Here is a 26,134-nt window from a genome sequence, read left to right on the forward strand (position 1 = left end):
GCCATGACCATCTCGGCCCTCGCGGCGACCGACCACCTGGCGCTGATGCCGGACTTCCTCGACCCGATGACGCTGCTGGGCTACTTCGGCACGTGGGCACTGGTCGGGCTGCTGATCGTGATCTTCGTCGAGTCCGGGGTGTTGTTCCCGATCCTGCCTGGCGACTCGCTGCTGTTCGTGGCGGGCATGCTGGCCGCGGGCACGGCCGCGCTGGCCGAGGGCGGCGGCGAGGTCATCAACTTCCAGCTCTGGCAGTTGCTGCTGTTCATCCCCATCGCCGCGGTCCTGGGAGGTCAGGTCGGCTACTGGATCGGGCGCAACATCGGCACCGCGATGTTTCGGCCCGACGCGCGGATCCTGAAGCAGAAGTACCTCGAAGAGGCACACGTGTTCTTCGAGCAGCGGGGACCGTTCGCGATCGTCATCGCCCGCTTCGTGCCGATCGTCCGCACGCTCGCCCCGCTGACGGCCGGCGCGGCCCGAATGAGCTATCCGGTGTTCACACTGTTCAACGTGGTCGGCGCCGTCGTGTGGGGGGTGGGCCTGACCCTGCTCGGATACTGGCTCGGCCGGTTCGAGACCGTCCAGAAGCTGCTCGAGCCGATCGTGATCGCGATCGTCGTTATCTCGGTGCTGCCGATGTTCATCGAGTGGTACAAGCGGCGCCGCGCGGCCAAACGCGCCGGAATCGCCGCGCCCCCGCTCGACTCTTCCTCGGGAGAGCAGCCGGGCTAGCGGCCTCGGCTGTTCTCCAGCGCGCGGATCAGGCTGGCCGCGTCCCACGGACCCGTGTGGCGCTTGCCGTTGACGAAGAAGCTCGGCGTCGAGTTCAGGTCCATCAACTCCGCGTCCTGCGCGTCGTCCTGCACGTGGTGAAAGACCTTCGACGAGTGCACCCGCACGTCCTGGTCGAACCGCTCGATGTCACAACCCGCCGCCACGGCGTAGCGGTACATGTCCGACCACTCCAAATCGTCCTGATGGCCGAACAGCTCGTGGGCCATCTCCCAGAACCTGCCCTGGAGCGCGGCGGCCTCGCTGGCCCGCGCGGCGTCGAAAGCGCGCGGATGGACGCGCTCCAGCGGTAGGTGGCGCCACACGTAGCGCAGCTCGCCGCCGAAGTGCTCGCGCACCTCCTCGATGGCCCCGGTCGCCCGGCTGCAGAAGGGACACTCGAAGTCGCCGTACTCCACCAACGTCAGCGGGGCGTCGGGGTCGCCCGCGATATGGTCGCGGTCCGGGTCGACCGGGCGCAACAGTTTGAGGCCCACCGGGTCGGGCGGGCTGAGCCGGTCGGTGATCCGGAAGATCAACCAGCCGAGGAGAAATGCGATCACCGATGCGAGAAGCACGCCGATGATGGCCTGCTCCCGGCGGACCGGATCGTCGATCGCGATGTCGACGATGAAAAGCGAGATGGTGAAGCCGATTCCGGACAGCGCGGCACCCCCGGCGATCCGGCGCAGGCTGAGGCCGGGCGCCAGTGCGCCGACACCGCTGCGTTGCATGATCCACGTCGCGGCGGTGATTCCGATGAACTTGCCGACCACCAGACCGGCGACGACGCCCCATGTCAGCGGCGAGCGCAACGCCGCCGAGACGCTCTGGGCGTCGAGCTGCACACCGGCGTTGACCAATGCGAACAGCGGCAGCACCAGGAAGGACACATACGGGCCCACGCTGGTCTGAAGCCTCTCGTTGATCGAGATCGAGTCGCGCAGACCACGAGTCACCTCGCGGGCATAGCGGGAGTTCGGTGACTGCCGGAATGCCCGGATACGCGCGACGACCTCCTCGACCTGGCTGCGCTCGGGCGAGAACACCGGGATCAGCAGAGCCACCGCAACGCCCGCCAGCGTCGGATGCACACCCGCCATGTACAGGCTCACCCACAGCGAGAAGCCGAGCACGGCGTAGGCCGGTCCCCGGCCCGCGGGCATGAACCGCACCACCGCGATCGCTGCGATCAGTGCCATCGAAATCACCAGCGGCACAACGTCGATGCGCTCGGAGTAGAACAGGGCGATCACGCACAGTGCGCCGACGTCGTCGACGACGGCCAGGGTGAGCAGAAAGATCCGCAGCCGGGCGGGGAATTTCGGTCTGATGATCGCCAAAGCGCCGATCAGAAACGCGGTGTCGGTGGAGATCACCACACCCCATGCCTGTGCGTCCTGCCCGGAGGGATTGAACAACAGGAAGATTGCGGCGGGCACCGCCAGGCCGGCGAACGCCGCCACGACGGGTACGGCCGCTCTGGCCCGATCGGTGAGCTCACCGATGGCGAATTCGTGCTTGACCTCGAGTCCGACGATGAAGAAGAAGAACGCCATCAGACCGTCGTTGATCAGATGCTTGACGGTCAGTTCGAAGCGGTGCTCGGCAAAGGTGAATCCGATATGCGTGTCGAGAAACGCCCAATAGCTGTGCGCCCATGGCGAATTCGCCCACAGCAGCGCGGCGAGGGTGAAGAGCAGCAGCAGACCTGCCGCGGCGTTCTCCCCGGTCTTGGCCGCTTTGGCGCCGGCGCTGAACCGAGCGGGGAGTACGCGGGCGATGCGCGGGCGGGTTTCGGCGCTCACTCCCCCGCCACCGCATGGGCGGCTTCCATCAGCATCCAGCCCGCCAGCTGCACCGACAGATCGCGCTCGGGCACCTCGGAGGCATTGACCGCACCCTCGACGAACTGCGCCTGCCCCCCGGCGGCGGTGGGGATTTCGGCGGTGCGGTCCCAGAATGCGCTGAACAGCGGCAGTCCGTCGACCACCTGGCGGTTCTGCCACGCCGCCTCGGCGGAGGCAAGCACCAGCGAGCGGGCGGTGTCCCGGGCCGCGGCGTCGTGCTCGGAGTTCTGCGGCAGCGCGGTCGCGACGAGCGCGAGATAGCGGGCAAGGATGCCGTTGAACAGGCCGCCGTCACCGCCGCCGGCACCCTTGATCACGCCCTCGACCGCCATCTGTTCGGCGACCGCGGCGACCAACCGGTGCACCCGGACGGCGTGCTCGGGATCGTCGGTGCGCGCCGCCAGTTCCGTTTCCAGCCCCAGGACCACGCCCTGGCAGTAGGTGTACTGCGCGCGCACGAGCGAGCCGCCCTTGATGCCGTCGAACACGAGGTGGGTGTCCGGGTCGATCAGGGTCTCGTCGAGCCAGTCCGACATCTGCTGCGCCCGGCGCAACCGGTCATAACGGGCCAGGAAGATCGCCGCCGGACCGTTGGCGGGTGCGTTGAAGAACTGGTCCTGTTTGCGCCAGGGGATGCCGCCGCCGTCTTCGGGCACCCACGCGTTCATGAACTGCTCGGAGAGTTTCTTGAGCGCCTTGGGCCGCTCGACCGATGCGAGCGCCGCCGCGCGTTCCAGGGCCAGCGCCAGCCACGCCATGTCGTCGTAGTAGTCGTTGACCCAAGAGAAGTTGTTGCGCAACCGGTGTGCGCGGATCTGGCGGGCGATCGCCTTCTGCCGCTCGGGTTGCGGGTCGCGCAATTGGGCGTCGACGAGGTTGTCGAGCAGATGCGCCTGCCACCAGTAGTGCCAGGTTCCGAACAGCCGGTGCTGCCGCGTCGCCGGCCAGGCGACGACGCCGAGCTGGGTGCCCGGCAGGCCCCACAGCCGTCTGATGTGTCGCGTGGTGATCGCGGCCTCAGCGCTGGCTGCGCGGTTGGCCCAGAGCTGATCCATGATGTCGATCCTGCCTTACCAAGCCGCCGAAAGGTCCCCGTGTTGGGTGATCCAGGTGTGCATCGCGATACCCGCCGCGACACCGGCGTTGATGCTTCGCGTCGAGCCGAACTGGGCGATGGACACCGTCATGGCGGCGCCGGCCCTCGCCTCGGGGGTGATCCCCGGCCCCTCCTGGCCGAAGACCAGCAGGCAGTCCCGCGGCAGGGGTGTGGTTTCGATGCGCACCGCCCCCGCCACGTTGTCGACGGCGACGACCGTCAGGCCGGCGTCGGCCGCGTGGGCGAGCAGTGCGGCGGTGGTGTCGTGGTGGCGCAGCCGTTGGTAGCGGTCGGTCACCATCGCGCCCCGGCGGTTCCACCGTCGCCTGCCGACGATGTGCACGGTGTCGACGGCGAACGCGTTCGCGGTGCGCACGACCGCGCCGATGTTGGCGTCGTTGCCGAAGTTCTCGATCGCGATGTGCAGGGCGTGCCTGCGCGTGTCGATGTCGGCGATGATCGCTTCGCGAGTCCAGTAGCGATACGCGTCAATGACATTGCGGCTGTCTCCGTCGCGGAGCAGGGCCGGGTCGTAGCGCGGGTCGTCGGGCGGCGCTCCCTGCCAGGGGCCGACGCCGGGCGCCTCGCCCCATTCGGTGGGGCCGGCGGCTTCGGGTTCCCCTGCGTCAGTCATCTTTGGTCCAGAGCGCGGCGTGGGTACCGACGAGCGAAACGGTGGCGTACAGCAGCGCGTTGTTGATCTCGCCCTGGGTGCACAGCGATGCACGCACCTGGACGGCGTCGCGGGAGACGTCGGGAAGCACCAGCACCGAGGCGCCGTAGACGTCGCATGCATGGCTCAGCCCGGGCGGGGGCAGTGTCGGGGCGACCAGCACCATCGACGGTCCGCCGCGCTGCTGCGAGACCTCGCGGTATTGCTCTGCCACACCGCTGATTTCGAGACCGAGCAGCATGTAGCCGTTTCCGGTGAACGCGTTCGGGTCACCCAGCGCCGACTGGGCGAGCATGGCCCCGTCGCCGCGGAAGGCATCCAGGCTCGTGGTGCGCAGCGACAATCCGGTGTCGTTGTCCCTGACCGCGGGCAAGCCGACGGGGAATGCCGCAGGATGGGCGACGGTGGTGCCTGGTGTCCGGTCGCGCGGCGAGTAGGCGTACACGCCGCGCACCTGCACCTGGTCGCGTGCGGGCCCTATGCACACCGTGCCGGTGAGGCGGTCGGCGGTGGGGGCCGAGAGTGGTTGCAGCTCAAGGTCGGTCGCGTCGCGACAGCTTCCGATGCCGTTGGCCTCGATCGGGTGCGCGAGCGCCCCGTACAGGCCGAACCGGATGTCTTCGGGTTTGGCGTGTGGCGCGTCGGCCTGCGCGGGTGAGGCGTCGACGTCGAACAACACATAGTCGCCGTCGAAGCGCAGGTTCGACACCGACATGTTCCAGCCCAGTGTGGCAAGCGATTCGCCGATGGTGGCGGTCTGCGCGCCGTAAGGATGGACCGACGCATCGTCTTTGGAGCATGCCGATGCCGCGACAACGACGATTGCGGTCAGCACCGCGATCAGCGCACGCACGTACGCAGTGCCCTAGGTCCGGCCACGGCCCCTGCCCACGACTTTGGTCATGGCGCGCACCAGCTTTCGCGGCACCATCCGCCCTGCGGTGGTGAGCACTTTGTACTGCACACCGGGGATGATCACGACCTCATTGTTCTTGGCGCCATCACCGACGTGGGCCATCGTTTCGCGGACCACATCGTCGACCTCGAGCCAGAACCACGACGGTGTGCCGTCCATGTCGATGCCGGCCCGCTGGTGGAATTCGGTGCGGACGAAGCCCGGACACACGGCGTGCACTCCGACGCCGGTGCCGCCCAGGCCGTTGGCGAGGCCCTCTGAGAACGCGACCACCCACGCCTTGGACGCGGAGTACGTCGAACCCCGTCCGGGTAGCAGACCGGCGACGCTGGCGACGTTGATCACCGTGCCGCGGCCGGCGTGCAGCATCGGGGGCAGGGCCGCGTGTGTCAGTTGCATGACGGCGGTGACGTTGACGTCGAGCTGCGACTGCAGCAGGGAGTACTCCGCGCTCCAGAACTCGCCGGAGGTTCCGAAACCGGCGTTGTTGACCAGCACCTGAACACCCGCGGCGAGCCGGTCGGCCACCTTCGCGCGGTCGGCGGCCTCGGCGAGATCGGCGGTGAGCACCTCAACGGTCACCCCGCCTTCGTCGCGCAGTTCGGCGGCCAAGCGCTCGAGCCTGGCCGCATCGCGCGCGACGAGCACGAGATCATGACCGTCGCGGGCGAACCTGCGCGCAAAGCCTGCGCCGATGCCGGATGTCGGTCCGGTGATCAGGGCGACGGGGCGAGACATGGCTTCAGGCTACTTCCCCTGGTCGCGAGCTCCGGGCGCGACCACTTACCGCTGGTAGTGCGGTGACTGCCGTCCGTTGCGCGAGGGCGGTTGACGCCGCGCGTCGGGCCGTGGGGGCGGCTGCTGGGGGTAGCGCGCCTCGGGGCGGGGCGGTGCGTCGACGCCCGGCGCCGGCTCGCCGCGGCCTGCGGCGGGGGTGAGCGGGCGGCTCGGTGACCCGCTTCGCCGGGCCAGCGCAGCCTGGCTGCCCTGGCTCGCCATGGCCTGCGGGGTCGGCGGCAGGACACGCAGGAGATCGTTGAACTGACGCACGGTACGCAGCCCCTCGTCCCATTGGGCCCGCGTGCTGGTCACCGGCATGGAAACCAGCGTCCAATGCTCCTCGTTCCACATGATCTCGGCGCAGTCGGGCGCGGTGTGGGCGAAGGTCACCATCCGCCGGTCGCACGCGCGTCGCGCGGCATCGAGGTTGGTGGAGTAGACCATGCGCGGGCCGATCGCGCCGAGCAGCCAGATGTCGTTCTCCCGAGGCTCTTTGATGCCCTTGAGCCGCAGGTCGACGACGACGTTGGTGCCGACCTTGCGGTGCAGGGCGATCACCGTCGCGACGTCTTCGAGGTCGAAGATGAACACCGCCTCGCCGCGGATCTGCCCGAGGACGACGTTCTTCGCCGTGACATCACCGACCGTCGACATCACGCCGCGCTTCCAGCGTTGCACGATGTCGGCCGATTCGTGTTCGTAGTCGAAGCCGTGCGACTTCGCCCAGGACTTGCGCCGGCGCCCCAAGCCCCGTCGACGGTCGATGTCGACGTACAGCAACACGGCCGCACCGACGAAGCAGAGCGCGGACAGCGTGAACCAAAGCGGGACCATTGCGCTCTAGCCTACTTGCAGGTAGCGCCGAATCCAGAACTCATCTCGATCACAGCCCCATCACATAGCGTCCAATCGGCCCCGCGCCGGTCCGCGAGAATGCGGTCAGATCGCATTTCGGCGCGAAAACGCGATCTGCCCCCAGTTTCGATGTCGGGCTCAACCGCCTGGGAAGCTCGTGGCGGCCAACTCGAGGATCTCGGCGCGGTCCGCGGTCAGGATGAAGCCCGCCTCGACTGCCTGGTCCAGCGCCGCGGTGAAACGTTCGAGGTAGTCGTCCTTGCCGCCCGGATAGAGCCTGCTCAACACTCCGTCGTCGAACACCTCGCCCGAGCCGAAGATGAATGACATCGGGCTCTCGTCGGGAGCGAGCCCAGAAAGGCGAGCGGTCGGCACGTCCACCCAGGGCGTGCGGACGCCGCCCTTGGCAAGGCCGTTGACGTCGAGTTCGGGCATCACGGGGTCGGATCCGGTCAACGCGATCGGCGGGGCCGAGGGCGCAGGCCTGCCGGAGCGCACCCAGTCGTTCAGGTGGGAAAGGGCGGCCTGCAGCACATAGTGGTGCTGTGGCCCGAAGTTGATGTTGTACGAGAGCTTCTCACCGATGAGCTCGTTGGTCGGCGCAAACGCCGCGGCGAGGTCGGACAGCGGTGCGCACCCGCTGTCCATGAAACTGCCGATGATGGTGTAGTTGTCCGCGTGGGCAGCACCGGGTATCTCCCACGTCCGCAGCCGGTCACTATCGGGTTGCCGCACAGCGTGATACCCCACCCGGAAACCGCCGACCAGGTCGGTCTCGGTGATGAATGCCAGGACCGGGACGCGGGGGTCGGAACGAAACGGGACGGCTTGCAGGGTTGATTCGTGCCCCTCGAACAGGTTCGCACCATCCAGCGGCGCGCTGGTGCCGAACCGGGAGTGCACGAGGAATCCGTCGTACACGGCGGCTTCCGGATCGATCTCATTGATGTAGGTCGACAGGAAGGCGGCCGATTGCGACTCGCCCACCCCTAGCAGGATCTGCGGGCGAAGCCCCTCGACAGTGCCTTCGCGGACCAGGCGCCCCACCTGCGTATAGATGTCGTACGAAAACTCGTCTCCAGGATGATGTAATTGCGAATAGCGTTCGTGGTCTTGGGTTTTCAGCGACGTGTCGATGCCGACCAGACTCGTCCCGCCCTCGACGCCGACCCGCTGGGCGGACACACCCACGTAGGCGTATCCCGAGCGGGCGATCTCGCGATGCGCCATCGACCACACCGCGGGTGCATCCATCCCGCCGCTGACGTTGAGCCATTCGACGATGACGGCGCCGTTGAACAGCGCGCGATCGATCGGCTGCAGAACCACGATGCGGGTGGTGTAGTCGGCCGTGTCGTCGGAAACATATGACTTCGCGGCGCCTGAGACGAAGAACTCCTCGGCGCCGTAACCCAGCGTGGCCAGGTCGTAGGCGCCGAGGAGCAGGTTCGGATTACCGGGAACGGGTGCGATCACGTCCCCATCTTGCAGGTTCGGCGTGCTCGCTCACGCTGAGAATGAGCGAGCACGCCGAATCGCTTAGCCCAGGACCAACGAGTCGCCGTCGGGGCTGACGTTGACCGGCACGATGTCGCCGTCGTGCACGTCGCCGGCCAGCAGCATCTTGGCCAGCTGGTCGCCGATGGCCTGCTGGATCAGCCTGCGCAGTGGACGGGCGCCATACTGCGGGTCGAAGCCCCGCTGGGCCAACCACTTCTTGGCGGGCAGCGAAACCTCGAGGGTGAGCCTGCGCTGCTCCAACCGCTTGGCCAGCTGTGCCAGCTGGATGTCGACGATGTGCACCAGCTCCTCGGGGTTCAGCCCGTCGAACACGATCACGTCGTCGAGCCGGTTGATGAACTCCGGCTTGAACGCCCCGCGCACGGCAGCCATCACCTGCTCCTCGGTACCACCGGCACCCAGGTTCGACGTCAGGATCAGGATCGTGTTGCGGAAGTCGACCGTGCGGCCCTGGCCGTCGGTCAGCCTGCCCTCGTCGAGAACCTGCAAGAGCACGTCGAACACGTCCGGGTGGGCCTTCTCGATCTCGTCGAACAGGATCACCGTGTACGGGCGACGCCGCACCGCCTCGGTCAGCTGACCGCCCTGGTCGTAGCCGACGTAACCCGGAGGCGCGCCGACCAAGCGGGCCACCGAGTGCTTCTCGGCGTACTCGCTCATGTCGATGCGGACCATCGCCCGCTCGTCGTCGAACAGGAACTCCGCCAGCGCCTTGGCCAGCTCGGTCTTACCGACGCCGGTCGGACCCAGGAACATGAACGAACCCGTCGGCCGGTTCGGGTCGGCGACACCGGCGCGGCTTCTGCGAACCGCATCAGAAACCGCCTGCACGGCCCTGCGCTGCCCGACGACGCGCTTGCCCAGCTCGTCTTCCATGCGCAGCAGCTTGGCCGTCTCACCCTCGAGCATCCGCCCGGCAGGGATGCCGGTCCACGCCGACACCACGTCGGCGATGTCGTCGGGGCCGACCTCCTCTTTGAGCATGACATCCTCGCGGGCCTCGGCATGCGGAAGCGCCGCGTCGAGCTTCTTCTCCACCTCGGGGATGCGGCCGTACCGCAGTTCGGCGGCCCGCTCCAGGTTGCCGTCGCGTTCGGCGCGGTCGGCCTCACCTCGCAACGACTCGAGCTGCTCCTTGAGCTCGCGCACGATGTCGATGGCGTTCTTCTCGTTCTGCCATCTAGTCGTGAGCTCCGCCAACTTTTCTTTGTGGTCGGCAAGTTCAGCGCGCAGCTTTTCGAGGCGTTCCTTCGAGGCGGCATCCTCCTCCTTGGACAGCGCCATCTCCTCGATCTCGAGCCGGCGCACCAGCCGTTCGACCTCGTCGACCTCAACGGGACGCGAGTCGATCTCCATGCGCAGCCGGGAAGCGGCCTCGTCGACCAGGTCGATCGCCTTGTCCGGCAGGAACCGCGAGGTGATGTAGCGGTCGGACAGCGTCGCCGCCGCCACCAACGCGGAGTCGGTGATCCGCACACCATGGTGCACCTCGTAGCGGTCCTTGAGCCCGCGCAGGATGCCGACAGTGTCCTCGACCGACGGCTCACCGACGTAGACCTGCTGGAAGCGGCGCTCCAGTGCGGCGTCCTTCTCGATGTACTTGCGGTACTCGTCGAGCGTGGTCGCCCCAACCAGGCGCAGCTCGCCGCGGGCGAGCATCGGCTTGATCATGTTGCCGGCGTCCATCGAGCCCTCGCCGGTGGCACCGGCGCCCACGATGGTGTGCAGCTCGTCGATGAAGGTGATGATCTGACCCGCCGAGTTCTTGATGTCGTCGAGCACGGCCTTGAGCCGCTCCTCGAACTCGCCGCGGTACTTCGAACCGGCCACCATCGAGCCCAGGTCCAGGCTGACGACGGTCTTGTCGCGCAGGCTCTCCGGCACGTCGCCGGCCACGATGCGCTGGGCCAGGCCCTCCACGATCGCGGTCTTGCCGACACCGGGCTCACCGATGAGCACCGGGTTGTTCTTGGTGCGACGGCTCAAGACCTGCACGACGCGACGGATCTCGGTGTCGCGGCCGATGACCGGGTCCAACTTGCCTTCCCGGGCCCGTTCGGTCAGATCGGTGGAGTACTTCTCCAGCGCCTGATAGGTGCCCTCGGGATCGGGGCTGGTGACCCGGGCGCTGCCGCGCACCTTGACGAACGCCTCACGCAGCGCCTGCGGGGAGGCCCCGTGGCCGCTGAGCAGCTTGGCCGTATCCGAGTCACCGGTGGCCAGTCCGACCATCAGGTGTTCGGTCGAGACGTATTCATCGTCCATCTCGGTGGCCAGGTTCTGGGCGGCGGTGATCGCGGCCAGGGCCTGCGGAGCGAGCTGCGGCTGCGAGGCCGCGCCGCTGGCGCTGGGTAGCCGGTCGAGGAGTCGCTGCGCTTCCGCGCGGATCGTCGCGGGTTCGACGCCGACGGCCTCGAGAAGGGGTGCGGCGATGCCGTCGTTCTGAGTCAGCAGAGCCATCAACAGATGGGCGGGCGTGATCTGCGGGTTGCCCGCGGCCGTGGCCGCCTGCAACGCCGCGGTCAGCGCCGCCTGAGTCTTGGTCGTCGGGTTGAACGAGTCCACGACACCTTCCCTTTCCTGGGTACGTGAGCTTGGCAAAAATGCTTGTCGGATAGTTCAACGTCGTCAATCTTGAGTCTGTTCCACTCAAGTCTAATCAATTTCCGGCCGGATTACCGTCACATGTGCCGCCTCCGGAACAACACGCCGCACAGCTGTCACAGTTTTCACATCTGTATCAGCGACGCTTGTTCCATGCGTCGACTTTCCGCCGTGCTCACGGGCATCGCGCTGAGCGCGGTCGCCTCGACGGCGTTGGCTGGCTCCGCTTCCGCCGCCAGTGATGAGGATCAGGTCCGCGCGGTGCTCGCCGGAATGAACGGCTCCTACAACCGCGCGGATTTCGCATCGTTCGCCGAGCACGTCTGCGCACCCATGCGCCGGGCCGCGGGGTTCGAGGACGAGTGGCACGCGAGCCGCAAGGCCGATGGTCCCACCCGGATCTCGGTCAGCGCGGTGACGGTCGCGGGCGAACCCGTGGTGTCGGCCGTCGCCACGGTGCGGTTCTCCGCCGCCAACCAGCCCAGCGCCAAGACCTTCGACATCGACTTCCTGCGCGAGGGGGGCGAGTGGAAGGCCTGCCAGTACCACCCGGCTCGATCGATCTGACCGTGATGATCGCCAGGCGCCGCCCTGTGACGCACCCGCCGGAAAACAAGAACCGCACCGGAAGCGGGCATTCGGCTAAGGTTCGGGCTCGTGGACACGGGATCGTTGCTGACTGAACTGATTCCCTTGGCCTTGGTGGTGGCGCTCTCGCCGCTGTCGATCATCCCCGCGGTGCTCGTGTTGCACACAGCGCGGCCGCGGCCGACCGGGCTGGCATTCCTGGCGGGTTGGATCATCGGGTTGGCGTTGCTGACGAGCATTTTCTTGCAAGTGTCGAGCTTGATGGGTGGGCGCGAGGGTCACCCGCCGGGGTGGGCGTCGTGGTTGCGGATCGTGGTCGGTGTGGCACTCATCGCGTTCGGCGTGCACCGGTGGCTCAACCGGAAGAAGTCAGCCCACAAACCCAAGTGGATGCAGAGCCTGAGCACGCTGACCCCGCTGCGGGCGGGTGGTGCGGCGATGGCCTTGACCGTCGTCAACCCGAAAGTCCTGTTCATCTGCGCCGCAGCCGGTTTGGCGATCGGCACCGCCGGCGGCGGCGCACGCGACGACTGGCTGGCCGTCGCCTGGTTCGTGATCGCGGCAGGATCGACGGTCGCGCTGCCGATCCTGGCCTATGCGGTATCGGGTGATCGCCTCGACCGACCGCTGAGCCGGCTCAAGGACTGGATGGACAGCCAGCACGCCGTCCTCATGGCCGGCATCCTCGTCGTCATCGGTCTTATGGTGCTGTACAAGGGCATTCACGGGCTATGACTCGTCGAACGCTGGCAAGCCGAGCTCGGCGGCGTCGGCGGTCAGGTACCGCGTCACCGTCGGCGCCAGGAGCCGAACCAGGTCGTCATCGGGCAGCGTGGCCAACGGTGGGATCTTCATGACGAAGCGCAGTATCGCCGTGCCCACGAGTTGGCTCGCGGCCAGCAGCGCGCGCAGCCGGGCCTGCTCTGTGCCCCCGAGCTCAGCGGACACCGCGCTCAGCACGTAGTCCTGCATGAACCCGCGAAACGCCTCGTGAGCATCGGAGTTCGAGGTCGCCGACTGCAACATCGCAACCATCGTCGGACCCGATTCGGGTGACTGCCAGATCCGCAGGTACGCCCGCACCATGCGGGTGCCGATGTCGGGGTCGTCGTCGGGGCCACCGGCGAGCGCCGAGACCAGTGCCCGAGGGTCGACGACCACGTTGAGCGACGCCCGGAACAGCTCGGCCTTGGACCCGAACAGATAGAGCACCATCGAGGGGTCGACGTGGGCGTCGCGAGCGATGGCGCGCAGCGTCGTCTTCTCGTATCCCTCGGCGGCGAACCGCTTGCGCGCCGCGGCGAGCACCGCGTCGCGCGACACCGGCTCACCCAGGCGGCGGCCTCGGCGGCGGCCCGTTTTCGCTGGTGACGCCATGGTCCGAGGCTAGCATTTCAATGCTTGTTGAAAAGTGTTGCCTGGAGAGTTACGCTGCCGCTACCCATTAATTCAACGACGAATGAAAAGGCGGCCGACATGACCATCGAAACCCCCGCGCGGTCCAACCACCACACATCACCGGCCCACGAACCCCCTGCCGCAGTACGCGCGACGGGCGTCGTCGTGGTGCTCACCGTCGTCATCGCGATCGTCGCGCTGGCCTTCGCACTGCCCGCGGCCCGCACCGCTCCGCACCACGTGCCGATCGGCGCGGCGGGCCCACGGGCGGCAAGCGGGCAAGTCGCCGCCACGATGGAGCAGCAGGCCCCGGGCGCGTTCTCGTTCACCTATTACCCGAGCGCCGGCGCGCTGCGCGAAGCGATCCGCGCCCGCGACGTCTACGGCGGCATCGCACTCGGCCCCGAGGGCCCCACACTGATGGTCGCGACCGGTGGCAGCCCGATGATCGCCCAAATGTTGACCCAGATCGGCAACGGAATCGCGCAGAAGACCGGCGCCCAGTTACGCGTCGAGGACCTGGCGCCACCGACCGACGACGACCCACGCGGAGCCGGACTGGCCGCATCGGCGCTGCCCATCACCCTCGCCGGGCTCCTGCCCGCGATCGCGCTGATGTTCGCGCTCAAGCGCGAAGTGTGGACCCGGTTCGCCACCGCTGTTGTCTTCGCCGGTGTCGCCGGCCTGACCATCGCCGCGCTGTTGCGCTGGGCGTTGGGGTCGATCGACGCGAACTTCTGGGGAGTCACCGGTGCGCTTACGCTGGGCATCCTGGCGACGGGGCTGACCCTGCTGGGCTTGGGATCGCTGTTCGGCCGCGCCGGCCTGGCGCTGGGCGCGGTCTTGGCGCTTCTCGTCGGCAATCCGCTGTCCGGCCTGAACAGCGCCCCGGAACTGTTGCCGAGCGGCTGGGGGCAGTTCGGGCAGTTCCTGCCGCAGGGCGCCAACGCCACCCTGCTGCGTTCGGCGGCGTTCTTCGACGGGGCGGGCGGCACGGTGCCGGTCATCGTGCTGTCCTGCTGGAGCGCCTTGGGCGTGGCGCTGATCGTGGCGGCGGCACTTCGCCAAAGAAGGGTGCGGCGCGCCTGACATACACTCGGGCCGCGTGGGACTCGACGACCGTGACGCGCTGCGCATGCTGCGCGACGCGGTCGACCCCGCTCTTGGCGACGACGATCTGATCCGCAGCTTCTACACCCACTGGTTCGCGATCGACATGTCGGTGCGCGACCTGTTCCCGCCGGACATGGACGAGCAGCGCCGGCGGTTCGGGCAGGCCGTCAGCTGGGTTCTCGGCCAACTCGTCGCCCAGCGGGCGCAGGAGCCGGTGGCATTCCTCGCCCAGCTGGGCCGCGACCACCGCAAATACGGTGTCACACAACGGCATTACGACAGCATGCAGACCGCGCTGTATGCCGGCTTCCGCAATCACCTCGCCGCGAGTTGGAACGACCAACTGGCCGAGACCACGCACGACGCGGTCGCGTTGATGATCGGGGTGATGCGCGGGGCCGCCGACGCCGAGGAGGGCCCGCCGTATTGCGACGGCACGGTCATCGAGCACATGCGCGTCACCCGCGACGTATCCGTCGTGCGGCTGCAATTGGATCAGCCGTTGTTCTACCACCCGGGCCAGTACGTGACGGTCCAGGTTCCGCAGTGGCCGCGCCGGTGGCGGTACTTGAGCCCGTCGATCCCGACCGAACCCAGCGGCGGCATCGAATTCCACATCCGCTCAGTGCCCGGGGGGATGGTGAGCACCGCGATCGTCGCCGAGACGACACCCGGCGACCGGTGGCGGCTGTCCAACCCACACGGTGCGCTGCACGTGGACCGCGACGGCGGCGACGTGTTGATGGTGGCCGGCAGCACCGGGCTGGCGCCGCTGCGGGCGCTGATCATGGACCTCACTCGCTGGGGGGTCAATCCGCGGGTGCACCTGTTCTTCGGCGGACGGTATCCGTGCGACCTCTACGACCTGCGCACGCTGTGGGAGATCGCCTCCCAGAACCCGTGGCTCTCGGTCACACCGGTCTCGGAGTTCAACGTCGACCCGTCGTGGGCCGCTGACTACCCGGATGTGCAGCCGCCCCGCGGCCTGCACGTGCGACAGACCGGCATACTGGCCGACGTGGTCACCCGCTACGGCAACTGGGGTGACCGGCAGATCCTGATCTGTGGCAGCCCCGCCATGGTGACGGCGACCAAGGCCGCCCTGATCGCCAAAGGGGCGCCCGCCGAACGCATTCAGCACGATCCCCTGGCCTCCTGAAACGTCGCGCGGCGGCCACCGCACCCGTACACTCCGATCAAGATCAAGGGCCGGGAGATCAGATGGCGACGATGCGAGCCGCACGCATGCACGGGTACAAGCAGCCGCTGCGGCTGGAGGAGATCCCCATACCCGACATCGAGCCGAACCAGGTGCTGATCAAAGTCGGCGGAGCAGGCATGTGCCGCACCGACTTTCAGCTCATCGACGGCTACTTCAGCCTGCCGATGCCGCTTCCGGTGACGCCGGGTCACGAGGTTGCGGGCACCGTCGACCGGATCGGTGCCGACGTGCCGGCGTCTGCTGCCCTGTCGGAGGGGACTCGCGCGGTTGTTTTCGGCCCACTCGGAGACGGGTCGTGCCGCCAGTGCCACCGCGGCAACGAACAGATCTGCAACCAGGGCCACTGGGTCGGATTCGGTCCGCATGGCGGGTACGCGGAGTACGTTCCGGTGGCGTACCAACAGGTGATACCCGTCGGGGCCGACCTGTCACCGGTGTCGCTGGCGCCGCTGACCGATGCGGGTCTGACGCCGTACCGCGGGCTGAAGAAGCTGCGCGCGGCGGGCGTACTCGGGCCCGGAACGACGGTGGCGGTGATGGGTGTCGGCGGCCTCGGCGCCTACGCCGTCCAGTACGCCAAGCTGCTCGGGGCGGGTGCGACGGTGGTCGCCTTCGCCCGCAGTGACGAAAAGCTGGCGCTGGCAACCGAAAATGGCGCCGACCACACGGTCAACACCAGGGGTAGGACCGACGATCAGGTGCGCGATGCGCTCGAGCAGGCCACCGGCAGGCGCGAGTTCGACGCGGTGATCGAGTGTGTCGGTGCCGAGGAGAGCATCCGATTGTCCTTCGCGCTGCTGGCCACCGAGGGGGCGGTCGCATCGGTGGGACTGGTGGGCACCCGCGTCGACATCCCGCTGTTTCCGTTGGTCGGCAGGGAGTACACGTTCTTCGGCTCGTTCTGGGGCAACTACACCGACCTCACCGAGGTTGTCGCGCTCGCCGAGACGGGCAAGATCAAGGACAGCGTCACGCAGGTCCGCTTCGAAGACGTCAATGACCACATCGACGCGCTCGGCCGCGGAGATTTCGTCGGCCGAGCAGTTATCGTCTACGACTGACCCGCGCCCATATCGCTGAATTGTGCATCTGGCGACGGTTTCGGCGCTCCGAGCGTCGCCAGATTCACAAACCGGCAAGGGCCCGACTCCGCGTGCGCAGCGTGCGACGATCGTCTTGTGGTTGACTTCGATGCCGTCACGTTGCGAGATCTGTCGTCGGACCTGACGGCGACCTTCGTCCCCGCCGCAGGCATGGTGGGCACGTCGTTGGCGGAGTCCGGTGACGAGTTCCTCGGTCAGCGCCGCGGTCTGACCGCTTATGTGAACAACGGCAAGACCATGGGGATCCCGATCCTGTATCCGTGGGCGAACCGGTTGAGCGCCAACACCTATGAGGTGGACGGGTCCGTCGTCACCCTGGATCCGGGCACAGGTGGTGTGCGGACCGATGAGCACGGTGCGCCGATTCACGGCGTGCTCGCCGCCTACCCGGGCTGGGAGGTCAGCGACCGTACCGGCAACAGCCTGACCGCCGTGCTCGACTACGGCTCCGACGCGCAACTGCTCGCGGCGTTTCCCTTCCCGCACGTGCTCACCCAGCACGTGGTGCTCGACAAGCGCAGCCTCACCATCGAGACCACGGTGACGCCCACCTCGTCGGTGTCCGTACCGCTGTGCTTCGGTTATCACCCGTACGTGAAGATCCCCGGTGTGCCGCGGGAGGAGTGGGTGCTGAGCACCCCGACGATGCGCCATCTGCTGGTCGACGACAAGGGCATACCCACCGGCACTGACGAGCCCTGGCCGGGCGGTGAGCAGACCCTGATGGTCACCGCATACGACGACGGTTTCGACCAGGTGCCCGAAGGCGCGGTGTTCACCCTCGCCGGAGGTGGCCGCCGCATCGACGTGACATTCGAAAGCGGTTATCCCGCAGCGCAACTCTTCGCACCCCCGAATGACGACTTGATCGGCATCGAACCGATGGCGGCTCCGACCGACGCACTGCGCAGAGGCGGATATCGAAAAGCGGCCCCCGGCAAGCCGGAGACCGCTCGGTTCTCGATCACGATTCGTTGACGAAAGCTCTACTCCGCCTGACGTCGCCGCCGGCCCGCCCCGGGCTGCCAGACCACGACCGCGGTGCTCTTCGGCATCACGGCGAGGTCGCGGCGCGGAGACCCCCGCAGCGCCTCGACTTCCTCGGTCAGCTCCCGGACCCGCGACTGAAGCGCCTCGACCTGGTTGGTCAGTTCGATGATGCGCTTGATGCCTGCGAGGTTGACGCCCTCGTCCTGGCTCAGCCGTTGCACCTCGCGGAGCAACTCGACGTCGTGCTGCGAGTAGCGCCTGCCGCCGCCCGAGGTGCGCTGCGGACGCACGAGCCCGAGCCGGTCATACGTGCGCAGCGTCTGGGCGTGCATGCCGGCGAGCTCCGCGGCGACGGAGATCAGGAAGGTGCGGGCCTCGTCATTGGACCGTTTCGCCGCCATTACGCACCTGCCCATCCGGCCCGCGGATCGAAGCCAGTGGCCCGCTCCGCCTTCGCATAGGCCTCCAACGCCTCGGCCGCCTCGCCCTCCAGGTTCGGCGGCACCGCCACCTTCACCGTCACCAGCAGATCACCGTGTCCGCCAGAGCGTTTCGGCACACCGCGACCGCGCACGCGCAGGATTCGTCCGTCCGAGGTGCCCTTGGGTACCCGCACACCGACCTTGCCTTCGAGCGTGGGCACCGAAAGCGTTGTGCCCAATGCCAATTCGTGGAAACTGACGGGTACGGTGACGGTCAGATCGTCACCGTCGCGGCCGAACACCTTGTCGGGCCGCACGTGAACGGTGACGTACAGGTCGCCCGACGGTGCGCCGCGCAGACCCGCTTCGCCCTGGCCGGCCAGCCGGATCCGTTGACCGTCCTCCACGCCCGGCGGGATCCGCACGTTGATCGTGCGGGTACGGGTGGTCACGCCGGTGCCCTTGCACTCCTGACAGGGGTGCTCGATGATCGACCCGCTGCCGCGGCATTCGGTGCACGGCTCGGAGAATCCGAACGCGCCCTGGTTGCGGTTGATCACACCGGACCCGTTGCAGTTGGGGCAGACCTTCGGGCTCGTTCCGGGCCGGGCGCCACTGCCATGACAGTTCGTGCACGGCGCGGGACTGGTGAGCCGCAACGGCATCGCCACCCCCTTGGTGGCTTCCAAGAACGACAGCTCGGCCTCGGTCTCGAGGTCGTTGCCGCGGCGCGGCCTGCTGGGTCGCGCCTGTTGTGCACCGCGGCCGAAGAGCCCACCGAACAGGTCGCCGATGTTCGCACCGCCGGTCTGCCCGGCCGCATCGAACAGGTCGTTCAGGTTGAACTCGACGCCGTCGCCGCCACCGAATCCACCGAAGCCCCCGCCGCCGCCGAACCGGCCGCGGCCGAACCCGCCGTTGGCGAACAGCCGCCGGGTCTCGTCGTACTCCTTGCGCTTGGCCGGATCGGTGAGCACCTCCTTGGCCTCCGAGACGGCCTTGTACCGCTCCTCGGCGGCCGAGTTCCCCGGGTTGCGGTCGGGATGGTTCTCCGCGAGCAGCTTTCGGGCCGCCCGTTTGATGTCCTGATCGCTGGCGTCAGAGGAGACGCCGAGCTCCTTGTAGAAGTCCTTCTCGACCCATTCGCGCTGGGCCATACCGCGTCACCTCCTTCCGCTTCTGTAGGTTTATCGCAGTCTCACTTCAGATTTTGCTGGTTGCCGACGATTCGCGCCGGATTCATCGTCGCCGACGAGTCGAAGGTGGCGCAGGATTCGGCCCTCTCGGCGATTCCCGCGCCACCTCCTCATCACTCGGCTTCGGCTTCCGGCGCACCGTCACCCGAGGCGGTGTCGCCGCCGTCCTCGGGAACCGTGTCCACCACCCCGACCAGGGCGTGGCGCACGACTTGGTCGCCCACCTTGTAGCCGCGTCGCATCACGGTGCCGATGACGGGGTGAGTGCCCTCACCCTCGTGCTGCACGGCCTCGTGAAGTTCGGGGTCGAAGTCGTCGCCCTCGGCACCGAATCCCGAAAGACCCAGCCCCTCAAGGGTGTTGACCAACTTGTCGGCCATCGCCTTGAACGGGCCGCTCTCGAGGTCACCGTGACTTCGCGCGCGGTCGAGATCATCGAGGATCGGCAACAACTCCGAGATGACCGAAGCCTTCGCCCGGTCCGCCGCCACCTGCTGATCGCGCAACGCCCGCTTGCGGTAGTTCGTGAAATCGGCCTGCACCCGCTGCAGATCGGCGAGCAGTTCGGAGGCCTTGTCGGCCTCCTCCCCTGCCGCCGTCGCAGTGGCCTCGTCCGGCGCCGAATCCGGCGCCGGACCCGAACCTGCTTCTCTCACTTCACCGGTGACCGGATCGATGCGCCGTTTGTCGGTGACCGTCACCGGCTCGTGCGGATCGTTTCCTGTCACTTGTTCTCCTTGTCAGAATCATCGTCGACGACCTCGGCATCCACGACGTTGTCGTCCGCCGCACCGGCGTCCGCGCCGCCGCTGGCCGCCTGCTCGGCCTGGGTGGCCTCGTAGATGGCCTGGCCGAGGGCCTGCGACTCGACGCCGAGCTTCTCCATGGCGGATTTGATCTCGCCGATGTCGGTGCCTTCCAGCGCCTTCTTGGCATCGGCGATCGCGGCGTCCACCTTGGCCAGCGTGTCCTCGGGGACCTTGGAACCTCCCTCAGCGCTCCGCTGTTCGGAGACGAACTTCTCGGTCTGGTAGACCAGCGACTCCGCCTGGTTGCGGACGTCGGCCTCCTCGCGACGCTTGCGGTCCTCCTCGGCGTGCGCCTCGGCGTCCTTGATCATCCGGTCGATCTCGTCCTTGGACAGGCCGGAGCCTTCCTGGATGCGGATCGTGTTCTCCTTGCCGGTGCCCTTGTCCTTCGCGGTCACGTGCACGATGCCGTTGGCGTCGATGTCGAAGGTGACCTCGATCTGGGGCACACCGCGCGGAGCCGGCGGGATACCGGTCAGCTCGAAGCTGCCGAGCAGCTTGTTGTGGGCGGCGATCTCACGCTCACCCTGATAGACCTGAATCTGCACCGACGGCTGGTTGTCGTCGGCGGTGGTGAAGGTCTCGCTCCGCTTGGTCGGGATGGTGGTGTTGCGCTCGATCAGCTTGGTCATCACGCCACCCTTGGTCTCGATACCGAGGGACAGCGGCGTGACGTCAAGCAGCAGAACGTCCTTCACCTCACCCTTGAGCACACCGGCCTGCAGGGCGGCGCCGACCGCGACGACCTCGTCGGGGTTGACACCCTTGTTGGGCTCCTTGCCGCCGGTCATCTCCTTGACAAGATCCGACACCGCGGGCATGCGGGTCGAGCCGCCGACCAGCACCACGTGGTCGATGTCGGACACCGAGATGCCGGCGTCCTTGACCACCTGCTGGAACGGCTGGCGGGTGCGGTCGAGCAGATCCTGGGTGATGCGCTGGAACTCGGCGCGGGTCAGCTGTTCGTCGAGGAACAGCGGGTTCTTGTCCGCGTCGACGGTGATGTAGGGCAGGTTGATCGAGGTGCTCTGGCTCGAGCTCAGCTCGATCTTGGCCTTCTCGGCGGCCTCACGCAGCCGCTGCATCGCCATCTTGTCCTTGGTCAGGTCGATGCCGGAGGTGCCCTTGAACTTGTCGACCAGCCACTCCACGATCCGGTCGTCCCAGTCGTCGCCGCCCAGGTGGTTGTCGCCGCTGGTGGCGCGCACCTCGACGACGCCCTCACCGATCTCGAGCAACGAGACGTCGAACGTGCCGCCGCCGAGGTCGAAGACCAAAATCGTCTGTTCCTTCTCGCCCTTGTCCAGGCCGTACGCCAGCGCCGCCGCGGTGGGCTCGTTGACGATGCGTAGCACGTTGAGTCCGGCGATCTGCCCGGCTTCCTTGGTGGCCTGCCGCTGGGCGTCGTTGAAGTAGGCGGGCACGGTGATGACGGCGTCGGTGATGTCCTCACCGAGGTAGCTCTCCGCGTCGCGCTTCAGCTTCTGTAGCGTTCGGGCGCTGATTTCCTGCGCCGTGTACTTCTTGTCGTCGATCTCCACGGACCAGTCGGTGCCCATGTGCCGTTTGACCGAACGGATGGTCCGGTCGACGTTGGTCACCGCCTGGTTCTTGGCGGGCTGACCGACCAGCACCTCTCCGTTACGCGCGAAGGCGACGACGGACGGCGTGGTGCGGGAGCCCTCGGAGTTCGCGACGACAACGGGATCGCCACCCTCCAGTACCGCGACGACGGAGTTGGTGGTCCCGAGGTCGATTCCGACCGCACGAGCCATGTTGGTTCCTCCTGGATAGTCCTGCTTGTTGGGGTCTGAGTGCACCGCACTCAAGACTGCGCCGACGAACTATAACCTGTCAACCCAGACTTGAGTCTGATTCACTCAAGTGTCGATAGGCTCAACGGCCGGTTCGCAGGGTTTGTTCCCCGGTTCGATCCGGGGCCCGGGTATGTGCGGCCGCGACATATCCGCTGCGAGCTTTCGTCACGCCGGCACAAGCGAACGCGACGTGCGGTGGCCGACTCTTGTCCGGACCGCACGGCCGACCTGCTGCGCGGAGGAAGCGAGTCACCCATGTCGTTGTACATCTCGGCCGTCCTGATCTGCCTGCTCACACTCTCGCCGGTGCTGATCCCGGCGGCGATCACCGCAGGCCACGCTCTCGGCGCGGCACGGAAGCACCTCACGAACCCGGCCGCCTGAGCGATGCCCGCACGGCCGAGGCGCCGCGCCGGTACCTGGCTGGCCGCGCATTCGGCCCAGCGCCTGCTTCCGCTCGTTCCTACCCCGCGCAGTTTCCGGTTCACCTCGCGCCACATCGCCGGGCCCGGCCGCATCAACGTGCCCACCCGTCACGGCCGCGTCGGCTGCCTGATCTACCAGCCACATCCTGCGGCGCCGTTGGCCGATGCGAGCGGTGGTCCGCCCGTCACCCTGCACCTGCACGGCGGCGCGTTCATCGTGCGTAACCCGCGGCAAGAGGAGTACCTCGCCGAGTACATCGCGGCCGAGGTCGGCGCCGTGGTGGTACTGCCCGACTACGCCACCGCCCCCCAGGTTCAGTACCCGGTGGCAGAGCAACAGTGCTATGACATCGCACGGTGGTTGCGCCATGAGGGCTCCCACTACGGCTGGAACACCTCACGCATGTCGCTCTCGGGTGCCAGCGCAGGCGCCAAGCTAGCGGTTAACGTGTGCCAGCAATCACGCGTAGACGATGAGCTGGATTGGCGGGCAGCACTTCTGACGTTTCCGGTCACGGACCTCTCGCGCTTCGATCGAACATCGGCCAAAAAGCGGCCGCGGATCTCCCCGACGATTCAACGCCTGGCCATCGAGGCTTACGTCGTCGACCCGAGCGTCCGGCGCGAACCACTGGCCTCCCCGGTGTTCGACACCGCCCTCGCCGAAGCCATGCCGCCCAGCCTGGTCATGACCGGCGAACTCGACACGCTCGGCCCCGAAGGTGACGCGCTGGCAAGAGAATTCGCTCGCCGAGGTGTGGTCACCACGCACCGCCGCTTCCCCGGCATCGACCACGGCTTCACGAGATCGCAAACGGATACTGCTCGCGAAGCCATGGCCCTCATCGGCGCTCATCTCATTCGGTACCTGACGTGAGAGGCGCCGGGATGCGTGCCATTGTCGTTGCCCCACAACGGGCAAGGGACCAGTTGGCGGCTTCGCACGAGCGATCCACGACGCCACGGCCATAACGTGGTCGCCATGCCTCTATCGACCTCCCGACTCAGAACCGCAGACCTCACCGACCGGGTGGCGGTGATCACCGGCGCCGGGAGCGGCATCGGCCGCGAGCTGGCGCGGCTGTGCGCCAAACGCGGCGCCCGCCTCGCGCTGTGCGACATCGACGACGCCGGTCTGGCCCACACCGCCGATGCGGCCCGAAGCCTGGGAACACAGGTGCTGACCCGCCGTGTCGATGTGTCCGACGCCGCAGAGATGTCCGCGTTCGCCGACGCGACGTTCGACCGCTTCGACGGGGTGGACATGGTGGTCAACAACGCCGGCGTAGGACTGGTCGGCGGGTTCCTCGACACCAGCGCCAAGGACTGGCAGTGGCTGGTCGGCGTCAACCTGATGGGGGTCGTGCACGGTTGCGACGCCTTCCTGCCCACCATGATCGAGTCCGGCCGCGGCGGCCACGTCGTCAACCTCTCCTCGGCCGCCGGCCTGCTGGCCAATCCACAGCTGAGTGCCTACAGCGCAACGAAATTCGCTGTCCTGGGATTATCGGAAGCGTTACGGATGGAACTCAGGCCACACCGCATCGGTGTCACGGCGGTGTGCCCGGGCATCATCGACACCGCCATCACGCAGAACAGCCCGATCCGCGGCGACGGCGACCTCGACGAGCGGCGCGCACGGCTCGCGTCGACCTACCGCAAGCGCGGGTACTCACCCGAGCGCGTCGCGCACAAGACCCTGCGCGCAGTCGACCGAGACCGCGCCGTGGCGCCGATCGCCGCCGAGGCGCACGTCATGTATGCGCTCTCGCGCTGCGCTCCGCCGCTGGCGCGGTGGGTCGCCGCCCGGACCGCCGAGATGACGAAATGACGCAGCTGGCGGGTCTACACGCCCTGGTCACCGGGGCGACGGGAGGAATCGGCCACGCGATCGCACAAGAACTGGCCGCGCGCGGCTGTTCGCTGACGGTCACGGGCCGACGCGAGCTGGAGCTCAAGCGGTTGGCCGGCGAGCTGGGACCGGCCGCCCGAGGGCTCACCGCCGACCTCGCCGACCTCGATCAGGTGCGCAACCTGATGGACCGCGCGGGCCCGGTCGACGTGCTCGTCGCCAACGCAGGCGTCGGCATCCCGGAAGACCTGGCGATGCTGAGCGACGCCGAGATCGCCGATGCCATCCGCGTCAACCTTCTCGCTCCGGCGGCCCTCGCACGAGCGGCGGTGGGCCCGATGAAGCGACGCGGGCGCGGGCACATCGTGTTCATCTCCTCGGGAGCGGGCCTCATCGCGACCCCGGGCAACGGCTCGGTCTACACGGCGACGAAGTGGGGCCTGCGGGGCCTCGGCCTGGCCCTGCGGCAGGAACTGCACGGAACGGGCGTCGGGGTTTCGACCGTCTTCCCCGGACCGATCCGGGACGCCGGAATGTTGGCTGACACCGGTGTCACCCTTCCGCGCGGATTCGGCACAAGCACACCGCAGGACGTCGCGCGAGCGGTGGCCCAGGCGGTGGAGCGGGATAGACCGGAGACGACGGTCGCGTCGGCCGGCGTGCGACTGCTGGTCGGATTCGGCGCTCTCGCACCGGTTTTGATAGGCGAGGTCGCTCGGCTGGCCGGCGTCGGGCGGGTGCGCGAGGCGATGCTGACTAGGTGACCAGTTCGACGAGGGCCAGTGCGGCGCGCAACTCGAGGGTGCGCTTGTCCACCGGACGCCCCAGTAGTTCTTCGGCCTGACGGATCCGGTAGGCGACGGTGTTCTCGTGCACGTGCAGCCGTTTGGCGGTCCGTCCGCGGCTGCCGTTCTCCTCGAGGTAAGTCCGCAGCGTCGCGGCCAGCCGGCGGGTCGCCTCATCCGTCGCCCCCAGCTTGCCGAGTTCGCGTCGCACGAACGCCGCTGCCTGGTCGGCGTCGACGGTGGCAAGCGCACGCAGCGAGACGGTGTGGTAACGCGTGACACTGCCCGCGGGGCGCCCGGTTAGCCGGGCGACCCGTTGGGCTTCAAGCGCCTCGACGTGACTGCTCCGGAAACCCGCGATGCCGCGCGCGGTCTCCCCGACCGCGATCCGAACCCCTGGCGCCGTGGCGGTGCGAAAGCGCAACTCGTCCAGCACTTTCGACGGGACCTCGCTGTGCGAGCCGATCCACGCCGCTGCCGAGAGGATACCGAGCGGATGCACCAGTGGCTTCTGGTCACCGATCGCCGCGGCGATGTCGCGGATGGCTGACTCCAGCAGTGCTTGGGTGTTGCGGCCCTCCTCATGCGAGTCCAGCCAAGCGATCGCCGCGACGTGCACTCGGCGGACGTCGTGGCGCAACCGCCGGCTCGCCACTTCTGTGTCGATCGGCGCGCCGGCCAGGATGGTGCCGATGGTCTCGGCCTGGCTCGCGGCGGCACTGCGCAGCCATCGGTCCCGCTCCGCCGTGTAGACCTCTTCCACCAGACACAGCGCGGCGTCCACGTAGGCGAACATCCACTCCGAACTCAATTCCGTTGCCAGGAGCAACTCCTCGGTGTCGCGCGCGTGGGTTCCCAGGATCGAGGTGAAGTGCTGGGCGGTCGCGGCGTGTGCGAGCCGGTAGCTGCGCATCAGGGTGGCCAACGGGATGGCGTGTTGCGCACCGTCCTGGGCGTAGGCGAGCGTCGGCGATGCCAGCCGCGCCGCCTCGGCGGGATCGGCACCGGCCAGCAGTACCTCGGCGAAATCTCGGATACTGGCCTCGGTGCTCGCCCGGTTCACTTCGAGTGCCTCGGCGCTGGCGAGCAGTTCGGGGAGCCGCTCGCTGGTGAAATCGTTGACCGCAGCGGAGATCTCATTGGCCCGCGCCGCGAGTTCGGTGGCCGACGGACACAGCACCGACGACCACACCCGACGTCGGTCCTCACCCTGCGCGCCCGCCCACACCGGCTCCATGCAGAGCACGGTATCGCCGCCGATCAACCGGTGATACGCAAATTCCACAACGGCCGGGCACAACGTTGGCGCGCGCAGACAAGAAAGTCGGGGCCCGCCCGGACGACC

General features: G+C 67.8%; 25 protein-coding genes. 11 read left to right on the forward strand and 14 right to left on the reverse strand.

Going from position 1 to position 26,134, the window contains the following annotated elements; all coding sequences use genetic code 11:
* The first annotated feature begins 3 nt into the window (after nt 1-3).
* Complete coding sequence (locus tag AU198_RS11690; protein ID WP_064348295.1) at nt 4-735, forward strand: VTT domain-containing protein; 732 nt, start codon at nt 4-6, stop codon at nt 733-735.
* On the opposite strand, the gene nhaA is transcribed toward AU198_RS11690, so the two are convergent.
* The 8 genes from nhaA to clpB form a co-directional block, all read right to left on the reverse strand.
* Nucleotides 732-2,582 carry a Na+/H+ antiporter NhaA gene (gene nhaA, locus AU198_RS11695; protein WP_064348296.1) on the reverse strand — a complete coding sequence of 617 codons (1,851 nt, stop codon included), beginning with the start codon at nt 2,580-2,582 and terminating at the stop codon, nt 732-734. The genes AU198_RS11690 and nhaA overlap by 4 nt on opposite strands.
* Nucleotides 2,579-3,679 (reverse strand): glycoside hydrolase family 76 protein, encoded by a 1,101-nt coding sequence (locus AU198_RS11700; RefSeq protein WP_064348297.1) that lies wholly within the window; start codon nt 3,677-3,679, stop codon nt 2,579-2,581. The genes nhaA and AU198_RS11700 overlap by 4 nt, the downstream gene beginning before the upstream one ends.
* Nucleotides 3,680-3,694: 15 nt before the next feature.
* Complete coding sequence (locus tag AU198_RS11705; protein WP_064348298.1) at nt 3,695-4,354, reverse strand: TrmH family RNA methyltransferase; 660 nt, start codon at nt 4,352-4,354, stop codon at nt 3,695-3,697.
* Entirely contained in the window at nt 4,347-5,246 is a 900-nt protein-coding gene (locus AU198_RS11710; RefSeq protein WP_064348299.1) for a hypothetical protein, read from the reverse strand. The genes AU198_RS11705 and AU198_RS11710 overlap by 8 nt, the downstream gene beginning before the upstream one ends.
* Before the next feature lie 12 nt (nt 5,247-5,258).
* Complete coding sequence (locus tag AU198_RS11715; protein WP_064348300.1) at nt 5,259-6,047, reverse strand: SDR family NAD(P)-dependent oxidoreductase; 789 nt, start codon at nt 6,045-6,047, stop codon at nt 5,259-5,261.
* Nucleotides 6,048-6,092: 45 nt separating this feature from the next.
* The gene (ttfA, locus tag AU198_RS11720; RefSeq protein ID WP_064348301.1) at nt 6,093-6,923 is read right to left on the reverse strand and encodes a trehalose monomycolate transport factor TtfA; all 831 of its coding nucleotides are present in this window, start codon (nt 6,921-6,923) and stop codon (nt 6,093-6,095) included.
* A 159-nt stretch (nt 6,924-7,082) separates the two neighbouring features.
* Nucleotides 7,083-8,420 (reverse strand): alpha/beta hydrolase domain-containing protein, encoded by a 1,338-nt coding sequence (locus tag AU198_RS11725; RefSeq protein ID WP_231744653.1) that lies wholly within the window; start codon nt 8,418-8,420, stop codon nt 7,083-7,085.
* 63 nt (nt 8,421-8,483) lie between these two features.
* Nucleotides 8,484-11,030 carry an ATP-dependent chaperone ClpB gene (clpB, locus tag AU198_RS11730; protein WP_064348303.1) on the reverse strand — a complete coding sequence of 849 codons (2,547 nt, stop codon included), beginning with the start codon at nt 11,028-11,030 and terminating at the stop codon, nt 8,484-8,486.
* Between the two features lie 192 nt (nt 11,031-11,222).
* Here clpB and AU198_RS11735 point away from each other — a divergent pair, with 192 nt between their 5' ends.
* Together AU198_RS11735 and AU198_RS11740 are read left to right on the forward strand one after the other, a co-directional pair.
* Nucleotides 11,223-11,636, forward strand: coding sequence for an Rv0361 family membrane protein (locus AU198_RS11735; RefSeq protein ID WP_064348304.1), 414 nt, complete (start codon nt 11,223-11,225; stop codon nt 11,634-11,636).
* Between the two features lie 105 nt (nt 11,637-11,741).
* Nucleotides 11,742-12,392, forward strand: a complete 651-nt coding sequence (locus AU198_RS11740) for a GAP family protein (protein WP_082690985.1) — start codon at nt 11,742-11,744, stop codon at nt 12,390-12,392.
* Here the strand turns inward: AU198_RS11740 and AU198_RS11745 are convergent.
* Complete coding sequence (locus AU198_RS11745) at nt 12,387-13,034, reverse strand: TetR/AcrR family transcriptional regulator (protein WP_197416096.1); 648 nt, start codon at nt 13,032-13,034, stop codon at nt 12,387-12,389. The two genes, AU198_RS11740 and AU198_RS11745, sit on opposite strands and share 6 nt — an antisense overlap.
* Nucleotides 13,035-13,133: 99 nt before the next feature.
* On the opposite strand from AU198_RS11745, the gene AU198_RS11750 reads away from it, so the two are divergent.
* The 4 genes from AU198_RS11750 (at nt 13,134) to AU198_RS11765 (ending at nt 17,471) form a co-directional block, all read left to right on the forward strand.
* Complete coding sequence (locus AU198_RS11750) at nt 13,134-14,144, forward strand: hypothetical protein (RefSeq protein ID WP_064348306.1); 1,011 nt, start codon at nt 13,134-13,136, stop codon at nt 14,142-14,144.
* A 16-nt stretch (nt 14,145-14,160) separates the two neighbouring features.
* Complete coding sequence (locus tag AU198_RS11755) at nt 14,161-15,327, forward strand: FAD-binding oxidoreductase (RefSeq protein WP_064348307.1); 1,167 nt, start codon at nt 14,161-14,163, stop codon at nt 15,325-15,327.
* Between the two features lie 62 nt (nt 15,328-15,389).
* On the forward strand, nt 15,390-16,451 hold the full coding sequence (locus AU198_RS11760) for an NAD(P)-dependent alcohol dehydrogenase (protein WP_231744654.1): 1,062 nt from the start codon (nt 15,390-15,392) through the stop codon (nt 16,449-16,451).
* Between the two features lie 117 nt (nt 16,452-16,568).
* Nucleotides 16,569-17,471, forward strand: a complete 903-nt coding sequence (locus AU198_RS11765; protein WP_064348308.1) for an aldose 1-epimerase — start codon at nt 16,569-16,571, stop codon at nt 17,469-17,471.
* A gap of 8 nt (nt 17,472-17,479) precedes the next feature.
* Here the strand turns inward: AU198_RS11765 and AU198_RS11770 are convergent, their stop codons facing one another.
* The 4 genes from AU198_RS11770 to dnaK form a co-directional block, all read right to left on the reverse strand.
* The gene (locus AU198_RS11770) at nt 17,480-17,884 is read right to left on the reverse strand and encodes a heat shock protein transcriptional repressor HspR (RefSeq protein ID WP_064348309.1); all 405 of its coding nucleotides are present in this window, start codon (nt 17,882-17,884) and stop codon (nt 17,480-17,482) included.
* The gene (gene dnaJ, locus AU198_RS11775; protein ID WP_064348310.1) at nt 17,884-19,062 is read right to left on the reverse strand and encodes a molecular chaperone DnaJ; all 1,179 of its coding nucleotides are present in this window, start codon (nt 19,060-19,062) and stop codon (nt 17,884-17,886) included. Before dnaJ ends, AU198_RS11770 begins: the two co-directional genes overlap by 1 nt.
* 152 nt (nt 19,063-19,214) lie before the next feature.
* A complete protein-coding gene (gene grpE / locus AU198_RS11780) occupies nt 19,215-19,829 on the reverse strand; it encodes a nucleotide exchange factor GrpE (protein WP_064348311.1) in 615 nt (204 codons plus the stop codon).
* The gene (gene dnaK, locus AU198_RS11785) at nt 19,826-21,685 is read right to left on the reverse strand and encodes a molecular chaperone DnaK (RefSeq protein ID WP_064348338.1); all 1,860 of its coding nucleotides are present in this window, start codon (nt 21,683-21,685) and stop codon (nt 19,826-19,828) included. The genes grpE and dnaK overlap by 4 nt, the downstream gene beginning before the upstream one ends.
* A gap of 297 nt (nt 21,686-21,982) precedes the next feature.
* Here dnaK and AU198_RS26815 point away from each other — a divergent pair, with 297 nt between their 5' ends.
* The 4 genes from AU198_RS26815 (at nt 21,983) to AU198_RS11805 (ending at nt 24,768) form a co-directional block, all read left to right on the forward strand.
* Nucleotides 21,983-22,111, forward strand: a complete 129-nt coding sequence (locus tag AU198_RS26815) for a hypothetical protein (protein WP_286141461.1) — start codon at nt 21,983-21,985, stop codon at nt 22,109-22,111.
* Nucleotides 22,112-22,114: 3 nt separating this feature from the next.
* Nucleotides 22,115-23,029 carry an alpha/beta hydrolase fold domain-containing protein gene (locus AU198_RS11795; protein ID WP_064348313.1) on the forward strand — a complete coding sequence of 305 codons (915 nt, stop codon included), beginning with the start codon at nt 22,115-22,117 and terminating at the stop codon, nt 23,027-23,029.
* Nucleotides 23,030-23,134: 105 nt separating this feature from the next.
* Nucleotides 23,135-23,983, forward strand: coding sequence for an SDR family NAD(P)-dependent oxidoreductase (locus AU198_RS11800; RefSeq protein ID WP_064348339.1), 849 nt, complete (start codon nt 23,135-23,137; stop codon nt 23,981-23,983).
* Nucleotides 23,980-24,768, forward strand: a complete 789-nt coding sequence (locus tag AU198_RS11805; RefSeq protein ID WP_064348314.1) for an SDR family NAD(P)-dependent oxidoreductase — start codon at nt 23,980-23,982, stop codon at nt 24,766-24,768. The genes AU198_RS11800 and AU198_RS11805 overlap by 4 nt, the downstream gene beginning before the upstream one ends.
* Here AU198_RS11805 and AU198_RS11810 read toward each other — a convergent pair.
* Entirely contained in the window at nt 24,761-26,026 is a 1,266-nt protein-coding gene (locus AU198_RS11810; RefSeq protein ID WP_156431571.1) for a PucR family transcriptional regulator, read from the reverse strand. The genes AU198_RS11805 and AU198_RS11810 overlap by 8 nt on opposite strands.
* Between the last annotated feature and the right edge of the window lie 108 nt (nt 26,027-26,134).

Source organism: Mycobacterium sp. GA-1199, assembly GCF_001500045.1.
Lineage (GTDB): Bacteria > Actinomycetota > Actinomycetes > Mycobacteriales > Mycobacteriaceae > Mycobacterium.

Coding starts and splice junctions, on each gene's coding strand:
- AU198_RS11690 (WP_064348295.1), top strand. CDS start 4: ATGACCATCTCGGCCCTCGCGGCGACCGACCACCTGGCGCTGATGCCG.
- AU198_RS11700 (WP_064348297.1), bottom strand. CDS start 3,679: ATGGATCAGCTCTGGGCCAACCGCGCAGCCAGCGCTGAGGCCGCGATC.
- AU198_RS11705 (WP_064348298.1), bottom strand. CDS start 4,354: ATGACTGACGCAGGGGAACCCGAAGCCGCCGGCCCCACCGAATGGGGC.
- AU198_RS11715 (WP_064348300.1), bottom strand. CDS start 6,047: ATGTCTCGCCCCGTCGCCCTGATCACCGGACCGACATCCGGCATCGGC.
- ttfA (WP_064348301.1), bottom strand. CDS start 6,923: ATGGTCCCGCTTTGGTTCACGCTGTCCGCGCTCTGCTTCGTCGGTGCG.
- AU198_RS11735 (WP_064348304.1), top strand. CDS start 11,223: ATGCGTCGACTTTCCGCCGTGCTCACGGGCATCGCGCTGAGCGCGGTC.
- AU198_RS11745 (WP_197416096.1), bottom strand. CDS start 13,034: ATGGCGTCACCAGCGAAAACGGGCCGCCGCCGAGGCCGCCGCCTGGGT.
- AU198_RS11750 (WP_064348306.1), top strand. CDS start 13,134: ATGACCATCGAAACCCCCGCGCGGTCCAACCACCACACATCACCGGCC.
- AU198_RS11760 (WP_231744654.1), top strand. CDS start 15,390: ATGGCGACGATGCGAGCCGCACGCATGCACGGGTACAAGCAGCCGCTG.
- AU198_RS11770 (WP_064348309.1), bottom strand. CDS start 17,884: ATGGCGGCGAAACGGTCCAATGACGAGGCCCGCACCTTCCTGATCTCC.
- dnaJ (WP_064348310.1), bottom strand. CDS start 19,062: ATGGCCCAGCGCGAATGGGTCGAGAAGGACTTCTACAAGGAGCTCGGC.
- dnaK (WP_064348338.1), bottom strand. CDS start 21,685: ATGGCTCGTGCGGTCGGAATCGACCTCGGGACCACCAACTCCGTCGTC.
- AU198_RS26815 (WP_286141461.1), top strand. CDS start 21,983: ATGTCGTTGTACATCTCGGCCGTCCTGATCTGCCTGCTCACACTCTCG.
- AU198_RS11795 (WP_064348313.1), top strand. CDS start 22,115: ATGCCCGCACGGCCGAGGCGCCGCGCCGGTACCTGGCTGGCCGCGCAT.
- AU198_RS11800 (WP_064348339.1), top strand. CDS start 23,135: ATGCCTCTATCGACCTCCCGACTCAGAACCGCAGACCTCACCGACCGG.
- AU198_RS11805 (WP_064348314.1), top strand. CDS start 23,980: ATGACGCAGCTGGCGGGTCTACACGCCCTGGTCACCGGGGCGACGGGA.
- AU198_RS11810 (WP_156431571.1), bottom strand. CDS start 26,026: ATGGAGCCGGTGTGGGCGGGCGCGCAGGGTGAGGACCGACGTCGGGTG.